Source organism: Spongiactinospora rosea (assembly GCF_003315795.1).
Taxonomy (GTDB): Bacteria; Actinomycetota; Actinomycetes; order Streptosporangiales; family Streptosporangiaceae; genus Spongiactinospora; species Spongiactinospora rosea.
Map to the genome: position 1 here is coordinate 120,283 of NZ_QMEY01000007.1, position 21,476 is coordinate 141,758.

Below are 21,476 nucleotides of genomic sequence, written 5' to 3' on the forward strand. Positions count from 1 at the left end.
ACCGCCTTTGCCACGGCTCGCGATCTCCCCCGAGTTCCCAAGGGAACTACGCGCACTGGCCGAACCGGTGCGCCGGGATGTCGTTGTCGCGATCCGGCGGTTCCTTGAGCAGGTCCCGGCCGCGCCGTACCCGGAGCAGGTCGGCGACGCGCGGGACGTGCGGGTGGCGACGCTGCGCCTGGCCGACCGGTACCGCGGGGTCGTGCTGCGCGACGGCGACGTCTACTGGCTGCTCACGGTGCTGCCGGACGATGACGCGTGCGCGTACGCCGGCGGCCTCGGCTTCGGGGTCAACTCCAGGCTGGGCGTCATCGAGGTGTGGGACGCCGAGGCGCTGGAGCGGGCGGAGCCCGCATTGCGGCGTTCGGCCGAAGGGCCGGGCAGGCGTCTGTTCGACGACGTGCCCGACGCGGACCTGGCGTCGATCGGCGTCGACCCGCGCCTGCTGCCGTACGTCCGCCTGGTGTCCACGGAGGCGACCCTGGCGGCGCTGGAGCCGCTGCTGCCGCCGACGCAGTACGCCCCGCTGGCCGAACTGGCCAGGACCGGCTCGCTGGCCGCGGCCTGGCGGGCGCTGGACGCCTGGCGTACCGCGGTCACCTGGCCCGCCGCCGCCATGTCCATCGACGACGACCCGATCGACACCACCGACGTGCAGGCGGCGCTGCGGCGCAGCCCGGACCGGGCGGCGTTCGTCGCCGACCCCACCGAGCTCGACCGCGTGCTCGCCTCCCCCGACTGGTGCGTCTTCCTGCATCCGCCGCAGCACCGGCTGTCGCGGACCCCGCACTACGAGCGGCCGGTTCTGGTCACCGGCGGCGTGGGCACCGGCAAGACGCTGGTCGCGCTGCACCGGGCGGCGTACCTCGCGGCGGAGGGCTCCGGGCCGGTGCTGCTGGTGACGTTCTCGCGCGGGCTGAGCGACCTGCTGAGCGCGAAACTGGACCTGCTGGTCACCGACTGCGTGCTGCGCAAGCGGGTCGAGGTGGGCAACGTGGACCGGCTGGCCCACCACATCGTGACCGAGGCCGAGGGCCGCAAGCCCAATCTGGCCGGCGACGCCGAGATCGGCCGGCTCTTCGCCGAGGCGGCCAGGGGCGGCCCGCACTCGCCCGGCTTCGTGCAGCGCGAGTGGGAGCAGGTGGTGCTCGCCCAGAACCTCACCACCCTGGCCGAATACCTCGACGCCGACCGTCCGGGCCGCAGCGTGGCCCTGGACGGGTCCGAGCGGACCGCGATCTGGCAGGCCGTCGCGCAGGTGACCGCACAACTCCAAGAGAGCGGGCGGCGGACCCTGCTCCAGCTCGCGTCCGAGGCGTGCGCGCTGCTCAGCCGTACGACGGGCGACCTGTTGGACGATTCCGGGCCCCGGCGGGAGCCCTACCGGCATATCGTCGTGGACGAGGCGCAGGATCTGCACCCGGCGCAGTGGCGGCTGCTGCGCGCGGCCGTCCCGCACCTGAGCGACGACCTGTTCATCGTCGGCGACCCGCACCAGCGGATCTCCGACAACCGGGTCCCGCTGAGCGCGGTGGGCATCGCCGCGACGCCGCGGCGGCTCGACGTCTCCCGCCGCCTGTCGCGCGAGCTGCTCTCCTGGAGCGTGCGGCTGCGCGGCGGCGGCCCGGTGGACGGCCTGGTGGAGACCATGCACGAGCTGTTCGGATTCGGCTCGGACGGGCACGGGGCCCGGCCCGTGGTGGTCGGCTACGACTCCGCCGAGGCGGAATTGTCGGGGCTGATCGCCAAGCTGAGGGAGTGGGTGGTCGACGATCGGGTGCCGGTGTCGGAGATCGCGGTCGCGGCGCGGGAGGCGGACTTTGTCCGCGCGGCCCGAGCGGCGACCGAAAAGGCGAATCTGGGGGTTCGAGTATGCACTTTGCATGCCATGAAAGGGCTGGAGTTCCGGCGGGTGGCCGTGATAGGCGTGACGGATGGGATCGTGCCCTCCCCCGCGGCGCTGACCCCGGCCACAGAGGATCCGGCGGCCAGGGCCCATGACCTGCAACGAGAGCGCGGCCTGCTGTACGTGGCCTGCACCAGGGCAGCCGAGCTGCTCTATGTGTCCCATTCAGGCAGGGCAAGCCCTTTCCTGCCGTCCTGACCCCATAATGTCTCGAACTGCGGATATGAATCCTTTGCCGGTTGGATTTCAATGAACCTCAGCCTGAGCGACATCGTGCCACCCCTGCGCTGGACCTCCCCCAGGCAGATCGCGCCGATCGCGGACGACCCACGCCTGCCACAGGTGTGGTGGCAGGCGCTGCCCGTCGATCGTGCCTGCGCCACCATCGGGACCCCGCAGGTGGCCGCGCGGCTCGCCGACCTGTCCATGGCCTGCTGGGGACACCTTGTGCTCGGCGACATCCTGCCGCTGGTCAGGTTCACCGATCCGCTCGACTCCGCGCGGACCGCCGACACCCTCGGCCGCGAGGTCGTCCACAAGCTCTGCCTGTCGGTGATCGAGCGCCTGCTCGAACCCGCCGAGACCCGTACGGCGGTGCCGCCCCACCCCACCCGCCCCGAGCTGCCCATCCCCGAGCTGATCAACGAGATCTTCGCCGAGCTGGACGACCGCCAGCGGGCCATCGCCCGCGACCGGCTGTACGCGCCGCAGCGGGCCACCCTCGACGAGCTGGCCCAGCGCTTCTCGGTGACCCGTGAGCGCATCCGGCAGATCGAGCGCGACCTGCGCGACCATGTCGAGTCGTGGCTGTCGGGGCCCGACGCCGCGCCCGTGGTGGCGCACGTTACCTGGCTGCGCGGCCGGCTCGGCTCCGCCGTCCCCGCCGACGACCTGGCCGGGGCGGTCGCCTGGCACCGGGCCGACCTCATCGCGCTGGGCATCCCGGTGTGGCGGTTCGTGCGCACCCTGCTGACCGGCTTCGAGCAGGTGGACGGCTGGCTGGTCGCGGGCGGCGCGGACGAGCTGCGCGAGAAGACCCGCCAGTTGTTCACCGACGGGCCGCGCCCGCTGCCCGAGGCGGTCTCGCTGGTGTCCCAGCTCGGCGTACGCGACGACGTCGCCGAGCGCTGGATCATGGCGGTCCCCCACCTGCGGGTCCTCGACGGGCACGTGGTGGCCTGGCCGCGCAGCGTCAACGAGAAGGCCGAGGCGGTGCTGGCCATCGCGGGCATCCCGCTGACCCCCGAGGAGATCCAGGAGCGCATCGGCGAGGACTACAGCCTGGTGGGCATCCGCAACCAGCTCACCGCCGACGACCGGTTCCTGCGGGTCGACCGCAACAAGTACGGCCTGACCCGCTGGGGCGGCGAACAGTACCTCGGCATCCGCGAGATGATCGCCAGGGAGATCGAGCGGGCCGGGGGCGAGGCGTCGGTCAACACCATCGTGAGCCACCTCACCACCCGCTACGACGTCAGCGAGAGCTCGGTGCGCGCCTACGCGGGCGGCCCCGGTTTCGAGCGGTCCCAGCGGGGCTGGATCCGGGTGGCGGGCCAGGAGGTCGCCGAGCCGTACCAGCCGCGCCGCGACGTCTCCGAGACCCGGCGGTGTTTCCGCAGCCGCGACGGCCGCTGGTGGCACCGGGTCGATGTCAACGCCGAGCACCTGCGCGGTTCGGGCTCGCCGCTGCCCACCGGGTTCGCCGCCTACCTGGGCATGGCCCCGGGCGGGCAGCTCACCGCCTCGGCCCCGTCCGGCGACGTGGTGATCAGCTGGCACAACCAGCCGACCATGGGCTCGATCCGGCCGGTGCTGGTGGAGTTCGGCGCGCAGGAGGGCGACCACATCTTCCTGACGGTGTCCGACGGCGGGGAGCTGCTGACCAGGTTCCTCCAGTCGGCCGCGCCCAGCCTGCCGCCGCTCAACCGGGCGCTGCACCTGATCGGCTACACCGCGCCGGTGGCGTCGGAGGCCGAGGGGGCGCGGCTGATCGGCGCGCGGATCGGCCTGCCCGAGGGTTCGGGCCGGGACGACGTGCTGACCCGGCTGCGCGAACGCGGCGACCGGGACATCCTTGCCTTCCTCGACCCAACGGTGCCCTAGCGCCTAGGCTCGGTGGCATGCTGCGGTTGTACGACACGCGGAGCAGGCGGGCCGAGCCGGTCGTGAACGGCCGGTCGCTGCGGATGTACACCTGCGGCCCGACGGTCTACCGGCATGCCCACGTCGGCAACCTGCGGTCCTATCTGCTGTCCGACCTGATCCGCCGGGTCGCCGAGCGGCAGCGCGCGCGGGTCGTGGTCTGCCGCAACATCACCGACGTGGGCCACCTGGCCGACGACGCCGCGATCGACCCGGCGGGCGAGGACAAGGTCCTGGCGCGGGCCCGGGCCGAGGGCCGCCCGGCCCACGAGGTCGCCCGGTTCTACGAAGAAGCGTTCCTGGCCGACAGCGCGGCACTGAACATCCGCCCGCCCGAGCACGCGCCCCGGGCCACCGAGTCCATCGACCTGATGATCGAGCTGATCGCCAAGCTGATCGAGAAGGGGCACGCGTACGTCACGGCCGGCGGCTCGGTGTTCTTCGCCGCCGAGTCCTTCCCGACATATGGCGAGATCTCCGGCAACCGGCTGGACCGGCTCCGGCCCGGCCACCGGATCGACGGCGTCGATCCCCGCAAGCGCCACCACGCCGACTGGGCGCTGTGGAAGCCCGCCGACCGCGAGCTGACCTGGGACTCCCCGTGGGGGCGCGGCTTTCCCGGCTGGCACGTGGAGTGCTCGGCGATGTCGCTGCGCCACCTCGGCGACCGGGTCGATCTGCACACCGGCGGCATCGACCTGCGCTTCCCCCACCACGAGGACGAACGCGCCCAGTCCGACGCCGCCGCCGGGCACGAGGTGGTGGCGCACTGGGCGCACGGCGAGCACCTGCTGTTCGAGGGGCGCAAGATGGCCAAGTCGGCGGGCAACGTGGTGCTGCTGTCCGACGTGACGGCCGCCGGTCTCGACCCGCTGGCCGTACGCCTGGCGCTGCTCGAACACCGCTACCGGCAGCAGCTGAACCTCACCTGGGAGACCCTGCGCGCCGCCGACCGCACCCTGCGCCGCTGGCGGACCCGCGTCGCCCAGTGGGCCGAGTCGCCCAGCCGGCCGATGAGCGCGGAGGCCGTGGCCCGCGCCCAGGAGGCGATCGACGACGACCTCGACCTCCCCGCGGCCCTGCGGATCATGCGCGACCTCGAACGCGACGAGGGCGAGCCGCCGGGGGCGAAGTTCGAGGCGTTCCTGCACCTGGACCACATCCTGGCCCTCGACCTGTCCGCCGACATCGGCAAGGTCCCGGCCACGCCCCCGCTGCCCGGCGGCGCGGCCGAGCTGCTGAAGCAGCGCGCCCAGGCCAGGGACGCGGGCGACTGGCCCGCCGCCGACCGCCTCCGCACCGAGCTGGCCGAGCTGGGCGTCAAGGTCGCCGACACCCCGGAGGGCCAGATCGCCACCCCCGGCCTGAGTTAGCCCGATTTGACACCCGCCCGCGCGGCGGGGTCTGCTGTATCGCGTGACGGACACCGGTCATCCCCCCGCGCGCGGCGAACGACCGAGTCACTTCCGGTCGGCCGCCTATTCGCAGGCCGCTCTCGCGCGCATCACGCTCTCCCACATCGCCCGCGACATCGCCGACGCCGCCCGCCGCCTGGTCCCCACGACCGAGGACCACTACGCGAGTGACGGCGACCACATCCGGGCCGCCGCCGACCTGCTGGCGCAGGCGCGGCAACTGCTGGAGTACGCGGTCACCTACGAACGGGCCAAGGGCCTGGACTGGGACCGCATCGCCGCCAAGATCGACGACACCGGCCAGGACTACGCGAAGGCCGAACGGGACTGGCGCATGCACATCCTGGGCGCCTGGCTGAACCCGGAGTACGCCGAACGCGCCTACATCACGCCCGACCGGCTCGCCCAGGGCCTCGCCGACCTGGACCAATGGACCGGCAGCGACGAGCCCGCACCCGTCAGCGGCAACCTGCCGCCGATGACCACCGCCGAGCGCGCCGAGCTGATCGCGCAGGCCAGGGCGCTGATCGAGCAGGCCCCACCGGACGACTCCCCGGACGCACGGATGTTCGAGATCGGGCTGTGGCGGCGGACCATCGAGCTGCACGAAGACCTGGTCGCCGGGTCGCCGGACGACACCGCGGCCCGCGACGCGCTCACCGAGGCCCGCGCCAGGCTCCGGACGCTCCTTACCTGAGCCGCCACCCCGAGGGTGCAGCCTGCTGTAGTGTGTGTGGGCTCTCCTGACCCCCACACTTGATGACATGCGCGAACGATACGAACGAGTGTTGCGCGCGTGCAGCTATCTGCTGATCGAGCTGTTCTCCGCGCTCGCGACGCTGCTCGCGCTCCCGATCCTGGTCATCGGCGTCCTCTCGGTCGCCGTCGGCGGGGTCGGGCTGGTCGCGTTCCCGCGGATGGCGGTCGGGCTGCGGCAGTGGTCCGACTGGAACCGCGGGCGCGCCGCCGCGCTGCTCGGCCTCCCGCACGCCCCGCGCAGGATCAAGCTGCCGGAGGGCGTACGCGAGCAGTGGCGGCATGTGGCCAGGGACAAGGAGATCCACCGCGACCTGCGCTGGATCCCGCGCGAGGCCCTGATCGGCCTGCCGCTCGGGATGCTCGGGCTGTTCGGCGCCGGGGCGGTCGTGCTCACCGTGCCCGCCATGCTGCTCTGGTGGGTCGCCCCCGCCGACGACCCCGCCACGATGCTCGGCATCTACGTGACCAGTTGGACGGCATCGCTGGTCACCGGTACCGGGCAGCTCATCCTGGGCTGCGCGCTGACCTGGTGGGCGCTGCCCTGGCTGGCCACCTGGCACGCCAAGGGCACCCTGAAGGCGCTGCGGCCCTCCACCGAGGAGGAGCTGGCCGCGCGGGTCGGCGAGCTGACCGAGAGCCGGGCCGAGGTGCTGGACGCGCACGGCGCCGAGTTGCGCCGGATCGAGCGCGACCTGCACGACGGCACCCAGGCCAGGCTGGTGGCCATCGCGATGCGGCTCGGCGTGGCCAAGGAGGCCCTGGGCGACGCCTCGGAGGCGGTCGTGCGGCTCATCGAGGAGGCCCATGCGGGCACCGAGGAGGCGATGACCGAGCTGCGCAACGTGATCCGCACAATGTACCCGCCGATCCTCGCCGACCGGGGTCTGGAGGGCGCGCTCGCGGCGCTGGCCGCGCAGTCGGCCATCCCCACCGACCTGCGGATCGACGGCCTGGCCAGGCTGCCCGCCGCGATCGAGGCCGCCGCGTACCACATCGTCGCCGAGACCACCACGAACGCCGCCAAGTACAGTGGAGCCTCGCGGGTGATCGTGCGCATGGGCATGGACGACGACAGGCTGGTGATCGAGGTGACCGACGACGGCAGGGGCGGCGTCGATGAGACCCGCGGCACCGGCATCATCGGCATCCGCCGCAGGGCCGCCGCGCTCGACGGCACGACGACCGTCGCAAGCCCGCCGGGCGGCCCGACCGTCATCACCGTGGAGCTGCCGTGCGCGTCGTGATCGCCGAAGACAACGTCCTGCTCTCGGCCGGTCTCGAACTCCTGCTCGGCTCCAAGGGCATCGAGGTCGCGGCCACCGTCACCGACGCCCCCGGGCTGATGGACGCGGTGGCCGAGCACCGCCCGGACGCGGTGATCGCCGACGTGCGGCTCCCGCCGTCGTTCCGCGACGAGGGCATCAAGGCGGCGCTCGACCTGCGGCAGACCTACCCGGGGCTGCCGGTCCTGGTGCTGTCCCAGTACGTCGAGAAGGTCTACGCCCGCGAACTCCTGGCCGACGGCAGCGGCGGCGTCGGCTACCTGCTGAAGGACCGGGTCAGCCGGGTCAGCGAGTTCGTGGACGGCCTGCGCCGGGTCGCCGAGGGCGGCACCGCGATGGACCCCGAGGTCATCGCCCAGTTGATGGCCAAGGGCGGGGCGAGCGCGATCGACTCGCTGACCGACCGCGAGCGCGAAGTGCTCAGCCTGATGGCCCAGGGCCTGGACAACGGCGAGATCGGCAAGCGGCTCTACGTCACCGACAACGCCGTCCACAAGCACATCGGCAACATCTTCACCAAACTCGGCCTCCCGGTCGCCGACGGCGGCCACCGCAGGGTGCTGGCCGTCCTCGCGTACCTGAACAGCCGCGCCTGACTCAGCCCGCCGTGCGCCGCCACCGGACGGGCGTGCGCGGGTAACCGGCGTCGTCCAGCCCGGCCAGGCGCTCGAAGACGTTCCACGACGCCCGGTGGCCGCACACCGCGACCGACACCACCAGGGCGGCGACGTACAGCGGGATCATCACCACGCCGAGGCAGCAGGCGTACTGCGTGGCGTGCCGGGCCTCGTGGTCGAGCAGCCGCCCCTGCAGGAACTCCTCCGGGTACTTCGTCAGGATCACGTTGCCCACGGTGAACGCGTTCGCGATCGGGAACGGGATGCGGTAGCCGCAGGCGAAGATCAGGCCGTGCGGCCCGCGGGTCAGCCGGGCCCGGCCGAGCCGGGCCACCAGGAGCCCGAAGAGGGTGGACAGGTTGAGCCAGTTGACCACCTGGCGCACCCGTTGACCGCCGGTCATCACCCGGGCGGGCGGCCCACGCCGTGGGACGCCTGGACCCCGCCGCCGGTCGGCTTCGACGACAGCAGCCAGGACGGCCCCCGGGACGGGACGAGCAGGGCGGCGATCAGCATCGCCACGAAACCACCGTAGAAGTAGAGGTATCCGCCGATGTTGGAGGCGATGATCAGGTCGCCTTCCGCGCGGGGGTTGGCGAACGGCAGGGACACCCCCGCCCACACCACGACCAGCACATATGAGGTGGACTGGCGGCCGGTCAGCCGCCCGGCGGCGTGCACCAGCCCGGCCAGCAGCAGCAGCCAGGCGGCGGCAAGCAGCGGCAGCTCGGTCAGCAGGGAGGCGTTGTGGGAGAAGCCGCCGACGACGGCCAGCACCGCCCCGAGCAGCGCGAACACCACCACCCCGACCCACCCGGGCGCCTCCCACGGCGGGCCCGGCGCCGCGGCGCCGTCGTGATCCGTGACCGGCCCGTCTACCTGGGGCGATGCCCCGTCGGCCGGTGTTTCCGAACTCTCCCCCATAACCCGCAAGGTTAGTGGATCCCGGCGAACAGGTTGCTCTCCCGCACGTACGGCTCACCGATCCCGCCCGCCTCAAGGGGCGCGCCGCCACCGGCCGGCGCGCCGGGCACCCCCGAGGCGAGCACGAAGTGCTCCACCCCGAGGACCTGCTGGCCGATCCCGTTGGACAGCGCGAACCACGTGCCGGACACACTGATCTGCGTGGTGTGCGCCCGCATCGCGGCCAACTTGGCGGGCAGGTGCTCACGGGCGTCGATCTCGGTGGTGATGTCGCGGTCCTCCGCGCCGTACGCGAGGTCGTCCACTTCCTGCCGCAGGAACCCGGTGTCCGCCTCGCCGATGGCCGCCGCGCCACGCCGCATCACCGAGCGCGGCATCGCGGTGTGGTAGATCTTGGCGACCTGCCAGGCGTCGGAGACCGGCGCGTCGGCGGCCAGTCCGGTGGCCCGCCAGGCCACCCGGTGCGCCTGGATGTGGTCGGGGTGGCCGTAGAAGCCGTTCGCGTCGTAGGTGATCAGCACCTGCGGGCGTACCTCCCGGATCACCTTCGCCAGCTTGGCCGCCGCCTCCTCCAGAGGGGCCTGCCAGAACGCGTCGGAACGGTGGTTGGCGGCGGCGCCCATCATGCCCGAGTCGCGATAGCGGCCCGGCCCGCCGAGGAAGCGGTGGTCGGTCACGCCGAGCGCGGCGCAGGCGTCCTCCAGCTCGCCGATCCGGTGCCGGCCGAGGGCGTCCGGGGGCAGGTGGCGGAGGTCGTCGGGGATGATCTCCCCCTCCTCGCCGAGCGTGCAGGTGACCAGCGTGACCCGGGCTCCCTCCGCGGCGTACTTCGCCATCGTGGCGCCGGTGCCGATCGTCTCGTCGTCGGGGTGGGCGTGTACCAGCAGCAGCCGCCGATCCTCCATGTCCCGAAACATTATCCGGGGCGGGTACGGCTGGCAGGATGAGGGTCCATGAGTGAGAGTTTTCCCCGCATGTACGCCCGGACCCGGCGTTTCACGCTCGGTGTCCCGCGTGGTTTCACGATCTCCCCCGACGGGGGCCGCGTGGTGTTCCTGCGTTCACGCGATGGCACCGACCCGGTCACCTGCCTATGGGAGCTGGACGTCGAGTCCGGCACCGAACGGCTGGTGGTCGATCCGGCGCGCATCGGCGGCGAGGAAGGGGAGCTGCCGCCGGAGGAGCGGGCCAGGCGGGAGCGGGCCCGCGAGGGCGCGGGCGGCGTGGTCGGGTACGCCACGGACACGGCGGTGACCGTCGCCGCTTTCACGCTCTCCGGCGTCCTGTACACCGCCGACCTGGCCTCGGGCGAGGTACGCGAGCTGGCCACGCCGGGCGCGGCGTTCGACCCGCGGCCCTCGCCGGACGGGCTGCGGGTGGCGTACGTGTCGGGCGGCGCGCTGCGCGTCCAGGAGCTGGGCTCGGGCACGGACCGGGCGCTGGCCGAGCCGGAGTCGGCGACCGTCACCTACGGCCAGGCGGAGTTCATCGCCGCCGAGGAGCTGGACCGGATGCGCGGCCACTGGTGGGCCCCCGACGGCCGGGCGCTGCTGGCCGCCCGGGTGGACGAGGCCCCGGTCGGCACCTGGTACATCGCCGACCCGGCCAACCCGGGCAGCCCCGCCGCCGAGCAGCGCTACCCGGCCGCGGGCACGCCCAACGCCCTGGTGGAGCTGTACGTGCTCGGGCTGGACGGGTCGCGGGTGGCGGTGCCGTTCGAGCAGGAGTACCTGGCGACGGCCGCATGGGACCGGCACGGCCTGTCGGTCGTCACGGTGTCGCGCGACCAGAAGTCCATCCGGCTGCTCGCGGCCGATCCGGCGACGGGCGCGTCCACCCTGGTCAGGGAGGACACCGACGCCGCGTGGGTGGACATCGTGGGCGGTGTACCCGCCCGGCTGGCGGACGGCACGCTGGTGTGGACCGCCGACTCCGAGGGCGGGCGGCGGCTGCTGATCGGCGACCGGCCGGTCACGCCGCCGACGTTGCAGGTCCGCGACGTGGTCGCGGTGGACGGCGACACCGTGGTGTTCCGGGCCAGCGGCGGCGACCCGGCCGAGATCGCGGTGTGGGCCCACCAGGACGGTTCGCTGCGGCTGGTCAGTCCCGACGAGCCCGGCGTGTACGCCGCGCAGGCCGCGGGCGGCACGGTCGTGCTGTCCGCCCAGACCCTCGCCTCCCCGGCGGGCCCGGAGTACACCGTGCTGCGCGACGGCGTGACCGCCGCCCGGATCGCCTCGCGCGCCGAGCGCCCCGGCGTCGAGCTGCGGGTCAGCCTGATCCGCACCGGCGAGCGGGAGCTGTCCACCGCCGTGCTGCTGCCGTCCTGGCACACCCCCGGCTCGGCCCGGCTGCCCATCCTGATGGACCCGTACGGCGGGCCGCACTTCCAGCGGGTGACCGCCGCCGCGAGCGCCTACAGCGCCTCGCAGTGGCTGGCCGACCAGGGCTTCGCCGTGGTGATCGCGGACGGCCGGGGCACCCCGGGACGCGGTCCCGCCTTCGAGCGCGAGGTGCTGCACGACCTGGCGACCCCCGTCCTTGAGGACCAGGTGTCGGCCCTTCAGGGGGCCGCCGCCGCCTACCCCGACGACCTGGACCTGACCAGGGTCGGCATCCGCGGCTGGTCGTTCGGCGGATATCTGGCCGCGCTGGCCGTGCTGCGCAGGCCGGACGTCTTCCACGCCGCCGTGGCCGGGGCGCCGGTGACCGACTGGCTGCTGTACGACACCGCCTACACCGAGCGCTACCTGGGCGACCCCGGCGCGGACGCCGGGCCGTACGAGCGGTCCGGCCTGATCGCCGACGCGGGCAAGCTGGACCGGCCGCTGCTGCTCATCCACGGCCTGGCCGACGACAACGTGGTGGCCGCGCACACGCTGCGGCTGTCCTCCGCGCTGCTGGCCGCGGGCCGCCCGCACACCGTGCTGCCGCTCTCCGGGGTCACCCACATGACCCCGCAGGAGGTCGTGGCGGAGAACCTGCTGCTGCTCCAGGTGGACTTCCTGAAGAAGGCGCTGGACTAGCCGCGGGCGACCTCGGCCGGTCCGGTCAGGCCGGGCCGGCCGGGGTCCTTGCCGTGCCAGGAGTCCCACAGGGCGGCGTAGGAGCCGCCCTCGGCGACCAGCTCCTCGTGCGAGCCCAGCTCCGAGATGCGGCCGTCCTCCACGACGGCCACCCGGTCGGCGTCGTGCGCGGTGTACAGGCGGTGCGCGATGGCGATCACCGTACGGCCGTCCAGGACCGCGGCCAGCGACCGCTCCAGGTTGCGCGCGGCCCTGGGGTCGATCAGCGAGGTCGCCTCGTCCAGCACCAGCGTGTGCGGGTCGGCCAGCACCAGCCGGGCCAGCGCGAGCTGCTGGGCCTGGGCGGGCGACACGGTGGTGCCGCCGGAGCCGACCGTCGTGGCCAGGCCGTCGGGGAGGGCGTCCACCCAGCCCGCGGCGTCGACCGCGGCCAGGGCGTCGCGCACCTGCTCGTCGGTGGCCTCGGGGCGGGCGATCAGCAGGTTGTCGCGCAGCGTGCCGCGGAAGACGTGGTGCTCCTGGGTGACCAGGGCGACATGTCCGCGCAGCTCGTCGAGCGGCAACTCCACCAGCGGCACCCGGCCCACGGTGACCGAGCCGGTACGCGGGCCGTGGATGCCCGCCAGCAGCCGCCCGAGCGTGGACTTGCCCGCGCCGGACGGGCCGACCATCGCCAGTCGTTCGCCCGCGGCCACCGCGATATCCACCCCGTGCAGCACGTCGTGGCCCTCGCGGTAGGCGTACCGGACGTCGTCGGCGACCAGCTCCTCGCCGCTCGGGCGGGACTCGCCCGCCGTGCGGTCGTCTCCGACGTTGGCCACGCCGAGCAGCCTGGCCATCGACGCGCCGCCGAGCTGTAGCTCGTCCATCCAGGTCAGCAGGCGGTCGAGCGGGTCGACGAGCTGCTGGACGTACAGGGTGGCGGTGGTGACCTGGGCCAGCACCACCCAGCCCTGCAGGTAGAAGATGCCGCCGATGAGCAGCGTGGCCACCACGGGCAGCACGTAGCCCATCTCCACCGAGGGGAACCACACCGTGCGCAGGCCGAGCGTGTAGCGCTCGGCCGCCCAGGACCGCGCGATGTCGGCGTCGGTGCGGCGGTGCCGCCGCCCCTGGAGGCTCAGCGCCTCGGCGGTGCGGGCGCCCTCGACGGTCTCGGCCAGGCCCTCGGTCATGTCGGCGTAGGCGGCGTTCTCGCGCAGGTAGCCGTCGCGGGCGCGCTTGAGGTACCAGCGGGTGGCGACCCACAGCAGCGGCACGGAGATCAGGCACGGCAGCGCGAGCAGCGGCCCCACCAGGACCAGCGCGCCCACCGCGAACACCGCGCTGACGATCGCGATCAGCGTCTCGGGCACGGCGTGCCGCACGCTGATCGACAGCGCGTCCACGTCGCGCGAGGTGCGGGTGATCAGGTCGCCCGACCCGGCCCGCTCCACGGTGGACAGCGGCAGCGCCAGCACCTGTTCGACGAACTCCTCGCGCAGCTCGGCCAGCACCTTCTCGCCGAGCGTGCTGGAGGCGTAGATGGCGAACCGGATCAGCACCGCCTGCACGGCCATGAAACCGGCGATGGCCAGCGCGGTGAGCGTCACATCGACGCCCGTGCCGCGCTGGACGCCCTCGACCAGCTCGCCCAGCAGCCGCGGCGCGGCCAGGCCGCAGATCGCGGCGAGCGCGTGCAGGCCCAGGGCCAGCGACAGCTCCCGCGGATATTTCAGGGTCAGCCGCCGGGCGTAGGCGCGGACCTGCCGGCGGTCTGCGACCGGCAGGATCTGCTGTGCCATCAGTCCTCCCCTCTGGTAACGGTGGCGCGGTAGTCGGCGTCGCGGGAGAGCAGGTCGCGGTGGGGGCCCTCGGCGCGGGCCACGCCGTCGCGTACGTAGATCACGTGGTCGGCGCGGTCCAGGACGAGCGGGCTGGTGGTCGCCACCAGCGTGGTGCGGCCGGCGCGGGCGGCGGCGAGCCGGGCGGCGATGCGCGCCTCGCTGTGCGCGTCCACCGCGCTGGTCGGCTCGATCAGGATCAGCACCTCGGGGTCGGCGAGCAGCGCCCTGGCCAGCCGCAGCCGCTGCTGCTGGCCGCCGGAGAACTCGCGTCCCGCCTCGGCGACGTGGGCGTCCAGGCCGTCGGGCAGGGCCTCCACGATGTCGGTGGCGCAGGCGTCGTGCAGCGCCCGGTGTACCGTCTCGTCGTCGTGCCCGGCGGGGTCCAGCTCGTCGCGCAGCCGCCCGGCGAACAGCCGGGCGCCGTTGTCGGCGAGCAGGACGCGGCGGCGCACCTCCTCGATCGCGATGTCCCGCAGCGGGACGTCGCCCAAGGTCGCGGCGCTCTCCCGGTAGCGGCCGAGCCGGTCGGCGATCTCGATCGCCTCCTCCGGCGTTCCGGCCGCCAGGGCGGTGAACACACCCTGGCGCACGGTCACCCCGGAGTCGGGGTCGGTCAGCGCCCCGGCCGGTACGGCGGTACGCAAGCCCCCTTGGACCTCGGGCGCGAGGTTGAGGATGTGGATGACCCGGCGGGCGGCCACGTGTCCCTTGGTCAGCTTGTCGGCCATCTCGGTGAGCGTGCGCAGCGGCGAGATCAGGAAGACCGCGTACCCGTAGAAGGAGACCAGCGAGCCCGGGGAGATCTCGCCGCGGACGGCGAAGGTCGCGCCGAGCCAGGTGACCCCGGCGATCAGCAGGCCCGGCAGCAGGATCTGCGCGCCCTCCAGGAGGGATTCGACGGAGGCGACGCGGACGCCCGCCCGGCGTACCTTCTGGGACTCCTCGCGGTAGCGGCCCGCGAAGACCTCCTCGCCGCCGACGCCGCGCAGCACCCGCAGGCCGCCCACGATGTCGGCGGCCCGGGTGGCGAGGTCGCCCTGCAACTCGCGGTGCGCGTGCTGGCGGCGGTGCAACGGCCGCAGCAGCGGCCCGACCGCGACCGCCATCAGCGGCACGCCGATCAGCACCACCAGGCCGAGCGTGGGCGAGGTGGTGATGAGGATCACGGTGACGGCGGCGATGGCCACCAGCGCGCCGATGCCGCGGACCAGGATGTCCATGGCGTTGCCGATGTGCCCGATGTCGGAGTTGCCGACACTGACCACCTCGCCGGTGGACAGCCGTTTGGGCAGCGTCGCGCCGAGCCGGGTGGCCTGGCGCACGGTCACCTGCACGGTGCGGTACGCGGCCGTCAGCCAGACGACCACGGCCCTGCGGTGGCGCATGATGCCCGCCCACGCCTGCAGGGCGCCGAGCCCGAGCAGCGCGGCCGACCAGGTGACCAGGCCGTCGAGGTCGCGCTGGGTGAGTGCGTCGATGCCGCGGCCCACGACCATGGGCACCAGTGCCTGGCCGAGCCACCACAACACGGCGAAGGCGATTCCCGAGAGGAGGGGAATCGCCTGCATGCGGGCCGTCCACAGCAGATAACGTGTGGGCCCGCGGGCGTCAGGGGTGCCGGGATCAGCGGCCGGTAAGGAGCGCATAGCCCCGCAAGCCTGACAAAGGGCGGGAGCGCCGAGCAATCGATTTTCCGGCCGTGTCGTCAACCGTGGTTGACATGTCGCGGGTGCGTCAACTTTAATTGACGCCATGAGCGACACGACGCAACTGGCGACCGACGCCAGCAGCCGCGACCCCGCGGTGGGCCTGCGGGCCGTGCGGGCTTTGCGCGTGCTGGTGGAACGACTCGAAACGCTCCAGGTGGAAAACGCCAGGGCACTGGGCTGGTCCTGGCAGGACATCGCCGTCCAGCTCGGGGTGACCAGGCAGGCGGTGCACAAGAAGTACGCGGGCGGCCGGGGGCTGCTGAGGAGGAAGGACTGAGCCATGTTCGAACGTTTCACCAACGCCGCCCGGGAGAGCGTCACGGGGGCGCAGCAGCAGGCCAGAGACCTTCATCACACCTACATCGGCACCGAGCACCTGTTGCTGGCGCTGCTCGCCGCGCGCGACCGCGCGCCCGCGCGGGTCATGGCCGAGCTCGGGCTCGACCACGAACGCGCGGTCGCGGCGGTCAAGCGCAACCTCGGCTCCGACGACCTGGACGCCGACGCCCTGGAGACCATCGGCATCGACCTCGGCGCGGTCCGTGAAAAGGTCGAGGCCACCTTCGGGGTGGGCGCGCTGGACAACCCCGGGCCGCGGCGCAGGTCCCCGAGCGGGCACATCCCGTTCACCCCCCGCGCCAAGAAGGTGCTCGAACTCTCGCTGCGCGAGGCCATCCGGCTCAAGCACAACTACATCGCCGACGGTCACATCGTGCTCGGCATCCTCCGCGAGGGCGAAGGGCTGGCCGCGCGGGTGATCACCGACGCCGGGATCTCGGGCCAGACCCTCCGCGAACGCCTCACGCCCCTGCTGTCGATGTGACGGCCGGGGCCGCCCGGTCCTCCTCCACCCCCCACAGCCGGGTGGCCAGCCAGGCGACCCCGGCCGCGGCGACGAGCAGGCCACCGAGGTACACCGGCTCGGGTACGACGTTCCGCAGCGCCCCGGGCACCATCCCGCCCATGTAGAGCAGTACCGCCGGGACCGGGAACACCCCCGCCCGCAGCGCCACCGCACCGAACGCCAGCACCCCGACGATGAGCACCACCGAGGTGACCAGGAACGCCCGCCCGGTGCCCCCGCCGAGCAGCCCCCGCACGATCCCGCCGCCGAGCAGCGGGAACACGAAGTGCAACACGTACTCGACGGCGAACGCCCCGGCCAGCCCGGCCATGTTGAGCACGTATCCGACCGCACCGATCCGGCCCGCCGTACGGCGGATCAGCAGATACATCCCGGTGACCACGAGCAAACCGGTGAGCGGCGCGAACGGGGCGACGGCGTGCGTCACGGCGTTCTCCGGCACGACACCCGCCCGCCGGAAAGTGTTGAACACCAGTAACGCGGCACACGCCAGCCCCGCCCCTGCGGCGACCCTGTAGAACATGCGGCTCCTCCTCCATGAGGCTTCTTGCTCGCCATCATGGACACCCCCCACCCCCGCGGAGGAGCCCCTTCCCCCTCCCGTAAGAACCCCGAAAGAACCGAGGTCTCAGGAATCGAGCACGGCGGCGACGGCCTCGATTTCGACGAGCTGATCGTCGTAACCGAGCACGGTGACGCCCATCAGGGTGCTGGGGACGTCATGGTCGCCGAAGGAGTCCCGGACCACCTCCCAGGCGGCTATCAGGTCCTCCTGCCGGGTGGAGGCCACGAGAACCCTCGTGCTGATGACGTCCTGCGGCGTTGCGCCGGCGGCGTCGAGGGCGCCCCGCAGGTTCTCGATGGCCTTAGCCGCCTGACCTGCGTAGTCTCCGATCGCCGCCGTCGAGCCGTCCTGGTTGAGCGGGCACGATCCGGCGAGGAAGATGAGTCGGGACCCGGCGGGCGCGGTGGCCGCGTAGGCGTATTCGACGACGTCGGACAGAGAGTCGGAGCGGATCAAGCTGATCGCGCTGGGCATGGCTCGTTCAAGTCCTTTCGTTCGGGCTTGGTGCGGCCATTCTGGCAAGCGGGTTCCGGCCACTGCCATCCGTTTTTGCGGGTCGTCGCAGCGTGTCGCGCCCGACTCATCCCTCTTCATCCAGACCGAAACTCGATGCCCGGACTCGACCTCGTGCCCGGAAATGTCGGAAGCGGCTGCTTAGATAGGGCGCATGGGCGTGAGCATCGATGAGTTCCTGGAGGTGCTGAAGCACTTCCCCGAGGTCACCATGTCCGATGGCGGCGAGTGGACCTCCATCAAGGTGGCCGGGAGCGGCTTCGGCTACCTGTGGGAGAGGACCGAGACCGTCGGCCTCAAGGCCACCATCACCGAGCAGCGGGCGCTGGTGGCGGAGCGGCCCGACGTGTTCGAGGTGCAGTTCACCACGAGCCAGTTCGGGTGGGTCGTGGTGCATCTCGACCGGATCGAACTGGACGAGCTGACCGAGCTGGTCACCGAGGCGTGGTGCCTGACGGCCCCCAAGCGCCTCCTCGACGCCCACGAAAGCCGCCTCGTCGCCCGCTCCCTCGCCGCCCAGCCCCCGGCATCGGCCTGACCCGGCTGCATAGTCCCGCCTTACTTCGCCGTGCCGTACGCCGCCGCGGCAGGACATCGAGCCGGGCACGGCCGCGGCGGCGTCGAGTACACGCTCGGCGCGGCCCCTCGCGCACAACTCGCGCGCGGCCGCGCCTTCGGCAGGGTCAGACGACCTGGTAGCCGGCCTCCTTGACCGCCGCCGTGATCGCGGCGCCGTCCACCGGCGACTCGCTCCGGACGGTCAGCAGCCCGGTGTCGAGATCGACCTCCACCTCGGCGACTCCCGGCACCTCGCCGACCTCTTCCTTGACCGAACTGACGCAGTGACCGCAGGTCATTCCCGTGACGGTATATGTGGCCGTGTTCATGTCGACACACTATACCCCCCTAGTGTATTTACCACCGTTTGGGACTAGTGATGACCATGTACGACGGCGTGCCCCCTGCCCCTGCCGATGATCCACTTGTTCACCGGGGTCGTCACGACGAACGCCACCGCCAGCGCGAACGCCAGCGACCCCCAGAACAGCCAGGTCAGCAGCCCGGCGTCCATCGCTCCTGGCACGGCCAGCATGACCGCGTTGTCCACGATCTCCATCACGACGATTGACACCGTGTCGGCCGCCAGCGCCAGCCGGACCGCCTTGCCGAGGCCCACCCCGGCCCGCCGCAGCCCGACCACCGTGAGCAGGTACCCGAAGAAGAACGCCAGCGCCACGGCCAGCACGATCGTCGCCAGATCCGACCACTTCAACGCGGTCCCGATCACCATCCCGAGCACTTCTCCGATGGCGCACCCGGTCAGGCAGTGCAACGTCGCCGACGCCGCCATCCCCCAGGTGGCCCCATGCCGATGCTCGCCCGCCATTCAGATCACTCCTCGAAGGTCAAATACCCATACGGGGTATGAAAGCGGACACTACCCCCCATTCGGCCTTCGAAAAACCGTTCGCAACACAGCGCGATCGATGCGATACTTTAGGTGACGGCGGTCACGCGAGTTGATTGGGGTACGCCATGGTCATGACCTCCAGGCGAGTTCACCGGGACACCGAAGCTGAAGCTGCCGATCCGACCGAAGTTGAAGCCGACTCCGCCCCCCCGCAGGCGGAGCCTGAGACCGACCACACTCCTCCGCAAGCGGAAGCGCAGCAGTCGAAGTTCCCCCGAATGCCGGTGACGCCTCGGGAGTTCGTCGACTGGCTGCCCCCGATGCCCGGCCTGCACATCGAGGTGGTCAATGGAAGAGTGATCGTGAGCCCGCGAGGCAACCCCCAGCAGTCCTGGATCATCGGCCAGCTCGTCAGGCATCTTGGGCCGATCGCCGACAAGCGAGACTGGGACGTCTGGCCCGAGCTCGATGTCTGCATCGCCTGGACCCGCGATCCGCTGATCCCCGACTTCGCGATGGGACCAGAAGACGCGCCCCGCTGGGGCGATGACGAAATCCTTTCCAACGGCCTGGTGCTCGTCGCCGAGGTCGTCTCCCGATCCAGCGTGCGCGAAGACCGGGAGGACAAACCCGTCATCTATGCCAAGGGCGGCGTGCCGTTCATGCTGGTGATCGACCCCATCGCCGAGCCCCCGACCGTGAGCCTGTGGAGCGACCCCGGCGACGACGGCTACCACACCATCACCAAGGTCAAGATGGGCGAGGAGCTCCCCATCCCCGAGCCCGTGGACTATGTGCTCGACACCTCGGCGTTCATCAAGGGCTGATCACTTCAGCCCGCTCAATTCAGGCTCGATGAGAAGTCGGGTCCTGGCCTGCTCGACCTGCCCGTGCCCCCACCGACTCGACCCCTTCGGCCGATACGGCCCGGCCCGGCGAGCCCGCTCCACCGGCCTACCCGCTGAAGAACTCCAGCAGTTCGGGGGCCAGCGCCACCGGGCTGACGTTGTGCGCCTGCCCGTCGAGCGTCCGGTAGGACGCGCCGGGGATCATGGCGGCCACCGCCTTGCCCGCCGCGACCATCCAGGCGGGGCTGTTCTGGCCGGTGAGCACGAGGGTGGGACATCCGACCGTCGCGAGCCGTTCGGACGGCACGCCGCCCGGTCCCACGACCGCCGCCTCGTACGCCAGCGTGCGGGCGATGACCTCGGCCTCCTCCCAGAACGGCTGGCCGCGCATACCGGCCACCATCTCGGCCGGCATGCCCGCTCCCCGGACCATGAAGTCCTCCACCGCGTCACCGGGCCGCCCGCCATCCACCAGCGCCTCCAGGTGGGCGGCGAAGCCGTCAGGCAGCGCGGGCGCGTCCGCGACCACGCGGTACGGCGGCTCCCAGGCCGCGACCCGGGTGATCCCCGGCAGCCGCAGCGCCGCCTCCAGCGCCAACGCCGCCCCCGACGACCCGCCGAAGACCATCGCCGCCCCGCCCACCTCGGCGACGAGCGCGGCCAGATCCTCGACCTCCCGCTCCACGGCATAGGGCCGCGTGTCACCGCTGTCCCCCCGGCCGCGCCGGTCGTAGTTCACCACCGTGAACCAGGGAGCGAGCGCGGCGGCCACATCCCGCAGAGTGGGATGGGCACGATCGGTCATCGCGCCATGCACGAGGATCACGGCGGGCCCTTCCGAGCCGTACCGATCAAAAGCGATCCGCGTACCATCCGCCGAGACAACGACCCCACCGAAAGGCTCCACACCGACTACACCGGACACAACACCTCCCGAAGCGAACGAATCTACTGAAGGGCTCGACAGGGCGTAATCATGCTTACACAGGTCCTGGTACTCGCCCCGACTCCGCTCCGCTCCACGCCGACTGCACCGGAGACGGCATCCCACTGAGCCTTTTCAATCTCAAGTTCCCTGGTCAGAGGCGGTAAGCAAGGCGCCGTATCCGCATGACCAGGCGTCCTGCCCCAGCATCAGGGCCAGCCGAAAACAATCCGATCCTCTCCCCCGGAACCGGCCGCCGCCCCTCCAAAGGCCCCTCCCAAAGTGGGTGCCGCCGCCCGGAGCGGCGGAGTCGCCGAAGGGGTCAGGCGGGCTGGACCAGGCACAGGGCCTCCCAGTGGTGGCCGTCGAGGTCGGTGAAGGCGCGCTGGTAGCGGCCGAAGGACTCGCGGGGCTCGCCGACCGGCTGGGCGCCTGCCGCCACGGCCTTCTCGAAGAGGGCGTCCACGCCCTCGCGGTCGTCGGCGGCGATGACCATGATGACCTGGGTGGTGTCCCCGGGCTTGGCCACGGGATTACGGGCGTACCCGGCGAACACCGGCTCGGCGAGGAGCATGACCTGGGTGCGGTCGTTGATGACCACCGAGGCCATCTCGTCGCCCATGCCGAAGAGTTGGAAACCGAGCTTGGTGAAGAACTCCTTGGAGCGCTCGACGTCCTGGACGGGCAGGTTGACGAACATGGTGTGCGACATGATGTCGGGGTTCCTTCCGCTTTGATCTCT

Annotated in this window: 22 protein-coding genes; 11 read left to right on the forward strand and 11 right to left on the reverse strand. The window is 72.1% G+C overall.

Translation table 11 applies throughout. The features are described 5' to 3' along the window. Positions 1 to 7: 7 nt before the first annotated feature. The 6 genes from DP939_RS18640 to DP939_RS18665 all read left to right on the forward strand — a co-directional run bounded on the left by DP939_RS18640 (position 8) and on the right by DP939_RS18665 (position 8,101). Positions 8 to 2,104, forward strand: a complete 2,097-nt coding sequence (locus DP939_RS18640) for a UvrD-helicase domain-containing protein (protein WP_113981996.1) — start codon at positions 8 to 10, stop codon at positions 2,102 to 2,104. A gap of 51 nt (positions 2,105 to 2,155) precedes the next feature. Continuing rightward, the gene (locus tag DP939_RS18645; RefSeq protein ID WP_113981997.1) at positions 2,156 to 4,009 is read left to right on the forward strand and encodes a sigma factor-like helix-turn-helix DNA-binding protein; all 1,854 of its coding nucleotides are present in this window, start codon (positions 2,156 to 2,158) and stop codon (positions 4,007 to 4,009) included. A gap of 17 nt (positions 4,010 to 4,026) precedes the next feature. Then, positions 4,027 to 5,421: a cysteine--tRNA ligase gene (cysS, locus tag DP939_RS18650; protein WP_113981998.1), complete on the forward strand. Its 1,395-nt coding sequence runs from the start codon at positions 4,027 to 4,029 to the stop codon at positions 5,419 to 5,421. 43 nt (positions 5,422 to 5,464) lie between these two features. Beyond that, positions 5,465 to 6,160 carry a hypothetical protein gene (locus tag DP939_RS18655; protein WP_113981999.1) on the forward strand — a complete coding sequence of 232 codons (696 nt, stop codon included), beginning with the start codon at positions 5,465 to 5,467 and terminating at the stop codon, positions 6,158 to 6,160. 67 nt (positions 6,161 to 6,227) lie between these two features. Continuing rightward, positions 6,228 to 7,466 carry a sensor histidine kinase gene (locus tag DP939_RS18660; protein WP_113982000.1) on the forward strand — a complete coding sequence of 413 codons (1,239 nt, stop codon included), beginning with the start codon at positions 6,228 to 6,230 and terminating at the stop codon, positions 7,464 to 7,466. Further along, on the forward strand, positions 7,454 to 8,101 hold the full coding sequence (locus DP939_RS18665) for a response regulator transcription factor (RefSeq protein ID WP_113982001.1): 648 nt from the start codon (positions 7,454 to 7,456) through the stop codon (positions 8,099 to 8,101). Before DP939_RS18660 ends, DP939_RS18665 begins: the two co-directional genes overlap by 13 nt. Position 8,102: 1 nt before the next feature. On the opposite strand, the gene DP939_RS18670 is transcribed toward DP939_RS18665, so the two are convergent. The 3 genes from DP939_RS18670 to mshB are packed head-to-tail and all read right to left on the reverse strand — an operon-like array spanning position 8,103 to position 9,951. Next, positions 8,103 to 8,525: a hypothetical protein gene (locus DP939_RS18670; RefSeq protein ID WP_113982002.1), complete on the reverse strand. Its 423-nt coding sequence runs from the start codon at positions 8,523 to 8,525 to the stop codon at positions 8,103 to 8,105. Further along, positions 8,525 to 9,046 carry a DUF6113 family protein gene (locus DP939_RS18675; protein WP_147268039.1) on the reverse strand — a complete coding sequence of 174 codons (522 nt, stop codon included), beginning with the start codon at positions 9,044 to 9,046 and terminating at the stop codon, positions 8,525 to 8,527. Before DP939_RS18675 ends, DP939_RS18670 begins: the two co-directional genes overlap by 1 nt. Positions 9,047 to 9,057: 11 nt before the next feature. Next, a complete protein-coding gene (gene mshB / locus DP939_RS18680; RefSeq protein WP_113982201.1) occupies positions 9,058 to 9,951 on the reverse strand; it encodes an N-acetyl-1-D-myo-inositol-2-amino-2-deoxy-alpha-D-glucopyranoside deacetylase in 894 nt (297 codons plus the stop codon). Between the two features lie 48 nt (positions 9,952 to 9,999). Here mshB and DP939_RS18685 point away from each other — a divergent pair, with 48 nt between their 5' ends. Next, complete coding sequence (locus DP939_RS18685) at positions 10,000 to 12,072, forward strand: prolyl oligopeptidase family serine peptidase (RefSeq protein WP_113982004.1); 2,073 nt, start codon at positions 10,000 to 10,002, stop codon at positions 12,070 to 12,072. Here the strand turns inward: DP939_RS18685 and DP939_RS18690 are convergent. Beyond that, the gene (locus tag DP939_RS18690) at positions 12,069 to 13,856 is read right to left on the reverse strand and encodes an ABC transporter ATP-binding protein (protein WP_113982005.1); all 1,788 of its coding nucleotides are present in this window, start codon (positions 13,854 to 13,856) and stop codon (positions 12,069 to 12,071) included. The genes DP939_RS18685 and DP939_RS18690 overlap by 4 nt on opposite strands. Then, positions 13,856 to 15,466: an ABC transporter transmembrane domain-containing protein gene (locus DP939_RS18695; protein WP_225878346.1), complete on the reverse strand. Its 1,611-nt coding sequence runs from the start codon at positions 15,464 to 15,466 to the stop codon at positions 13,856 to 13,858. Before DP939_RS18695 ends, DP939_RS18690 begins: the two co-directional genes overlap by 1 nt. A gap of 184 nt (positions 15,467 to 15,650) precedes the next feature. On the opposite strand from DP939_RS18695, the gene DP939_RS18700 reads away from it, so the two are divergent. After that, positions 15,651 to 15,884: an RNA polymerase subunit sigma-70 gene (locus DP939_RS18700; RefSeq protein WP_113982007.1), complete on the forward strand. Its 234-nt coding sequence runs from the start codon at positions 15,651 to 15,653 to the stop codon at positions 15,882 to 15,884. Between the two features lie 3 nt (positions 15,885 to 15,887). Next, the gene (locus tag DP939_RS18705) at positions 15,888 to 16,430 is read left to right on the forward strand and encodes a Clp protease N-terminal domain-containing protein (RefSeq protein WP_113982008.1); all 543 of its coding nucleotides are present in this window, start codon (positions 15,888 to 15,890) and stop codon (positions 16,428 to 16,430) included. On the opposite strand, the gene DP939_RS18710 is transcribed toward DP939_RS18705, so the two are convergent. Beyond that, a complete protein-coding gene (locus DP939_RS18710; RefSeq protein WP_113982009.1) occupies positions 16,408 to 16,995 on the reverse strand; it encodes a hypothetical protein in 588 nt (195 codons plus the stop codon). The two genes, DP939_RS18705 and DP939_RS18710, sit on opposite strands and share 23 nt — an antisense overlap. Positions 16,996 to 17,100: 105 nt before the next feature. Continuing rightward, positions 17,101 to 17,511: a RidA family protein gene (locus DP939_RS18715; protein WP_113982010.1), complete on the reverse strand. Its 411-nt coding sequence runs from the start codon at positions 17,509 to 17,511 to the stop codon at positions 17,101 to 17,103. Positions 17,512 to 17,704: 193 nt separating this feature from the next. On the opposite strand from DP939_RS18715, the gene DP939_RS18720 reads away from it, so the two are divergent. Further along, on the forward strand, positions 17,705 to 18,088 hold the full coding sequence (locus DP939_RS18720) for an MmcQ/YjbR family DNA-binding protein (protein WP_199565253.1): 384 nt from the start codon (positions 17,705 to 17,707) through the stop codon (positions 18,086 to 18,088). Between the two features lie 145 nt (positions 18,089 to 18,233). On the opposite strand, the gene DP939_RS18730 is transcribed toward DP939_RS18720, so the two are convergent. Together DP939_RS18730 and DP939_RS18735 are read right to left on the reverse strand one after the other, a co-directional pair. Beyond that, positions 18,234 to 18,437 (reverse strand): heavy-metal-associated domain-containing protein, encoded by a 204-nt coding sequence (locus tag DP939_RS18730; RefSeq protein WP_113982012.1) that lies wholly within the window; start codon positions 18,435 to 18,437, stop codon positions 18,234 to 18,236. A 44-nt stretch (positions 18,438 to 18,481) separates the two neighbouring features. Continuing rightward, entirely contained in the window at positions 18,482 to 18,937 is a 456-nt protein-coding gene (locus DP939_RS18735) for a DUF4396 domain-containing protein (protein ID WP_113982013.1), read from the reverse strand. Between the two features lie 302 nt (positions 18,938 to 19,239). Between DP939_RS18735 and DP939_RS18740 the strand changes: the two genes are divergently transcribed. Then, positions 19,240 to 19,788, forward strand: coding sequence for a Uma2 family endonuclease (locus tag DP939_RS18740; RefSeq protein ID WP_158578610.1), 549 nt, complete (start codon positions 19,240 to 19,242; stop codon positions 19,786 to 19,788). A gap of 127 nt (positions 19,789 to 19,915) precedes the next feature. Here the strand turns inward: DP939_RS18740 and DP939_RS18745 are convergent, their stop codons facing one another. Continuing rightward, on the reverse strand, positions 19,916 to 20,635 hold the full coding sequence (locus DP939_RS18745) for an alpha/beta fold hydrolase (RefSeq protein ID WP_225878347.1): 720 nt from the start codon (positions 20,633 to 20,635) through the stop codon (positions 19,916 to 19,918). Positions 20,636 to 21,056: 421 nt separating this feature from the next. After that, positions 21,057 to 21,446, reverse strand: a complete 390-nt coding sequence (locus tag DP939_RS18750) for a VOC family protein (RefSeq protein WP_158578611.1) — start codon at positions 21,444 to 21,446, stop codon at positions 21,057 to 21,059. Positions 21,447 to 21,476 lie beyond the last annotated feature (30 nt).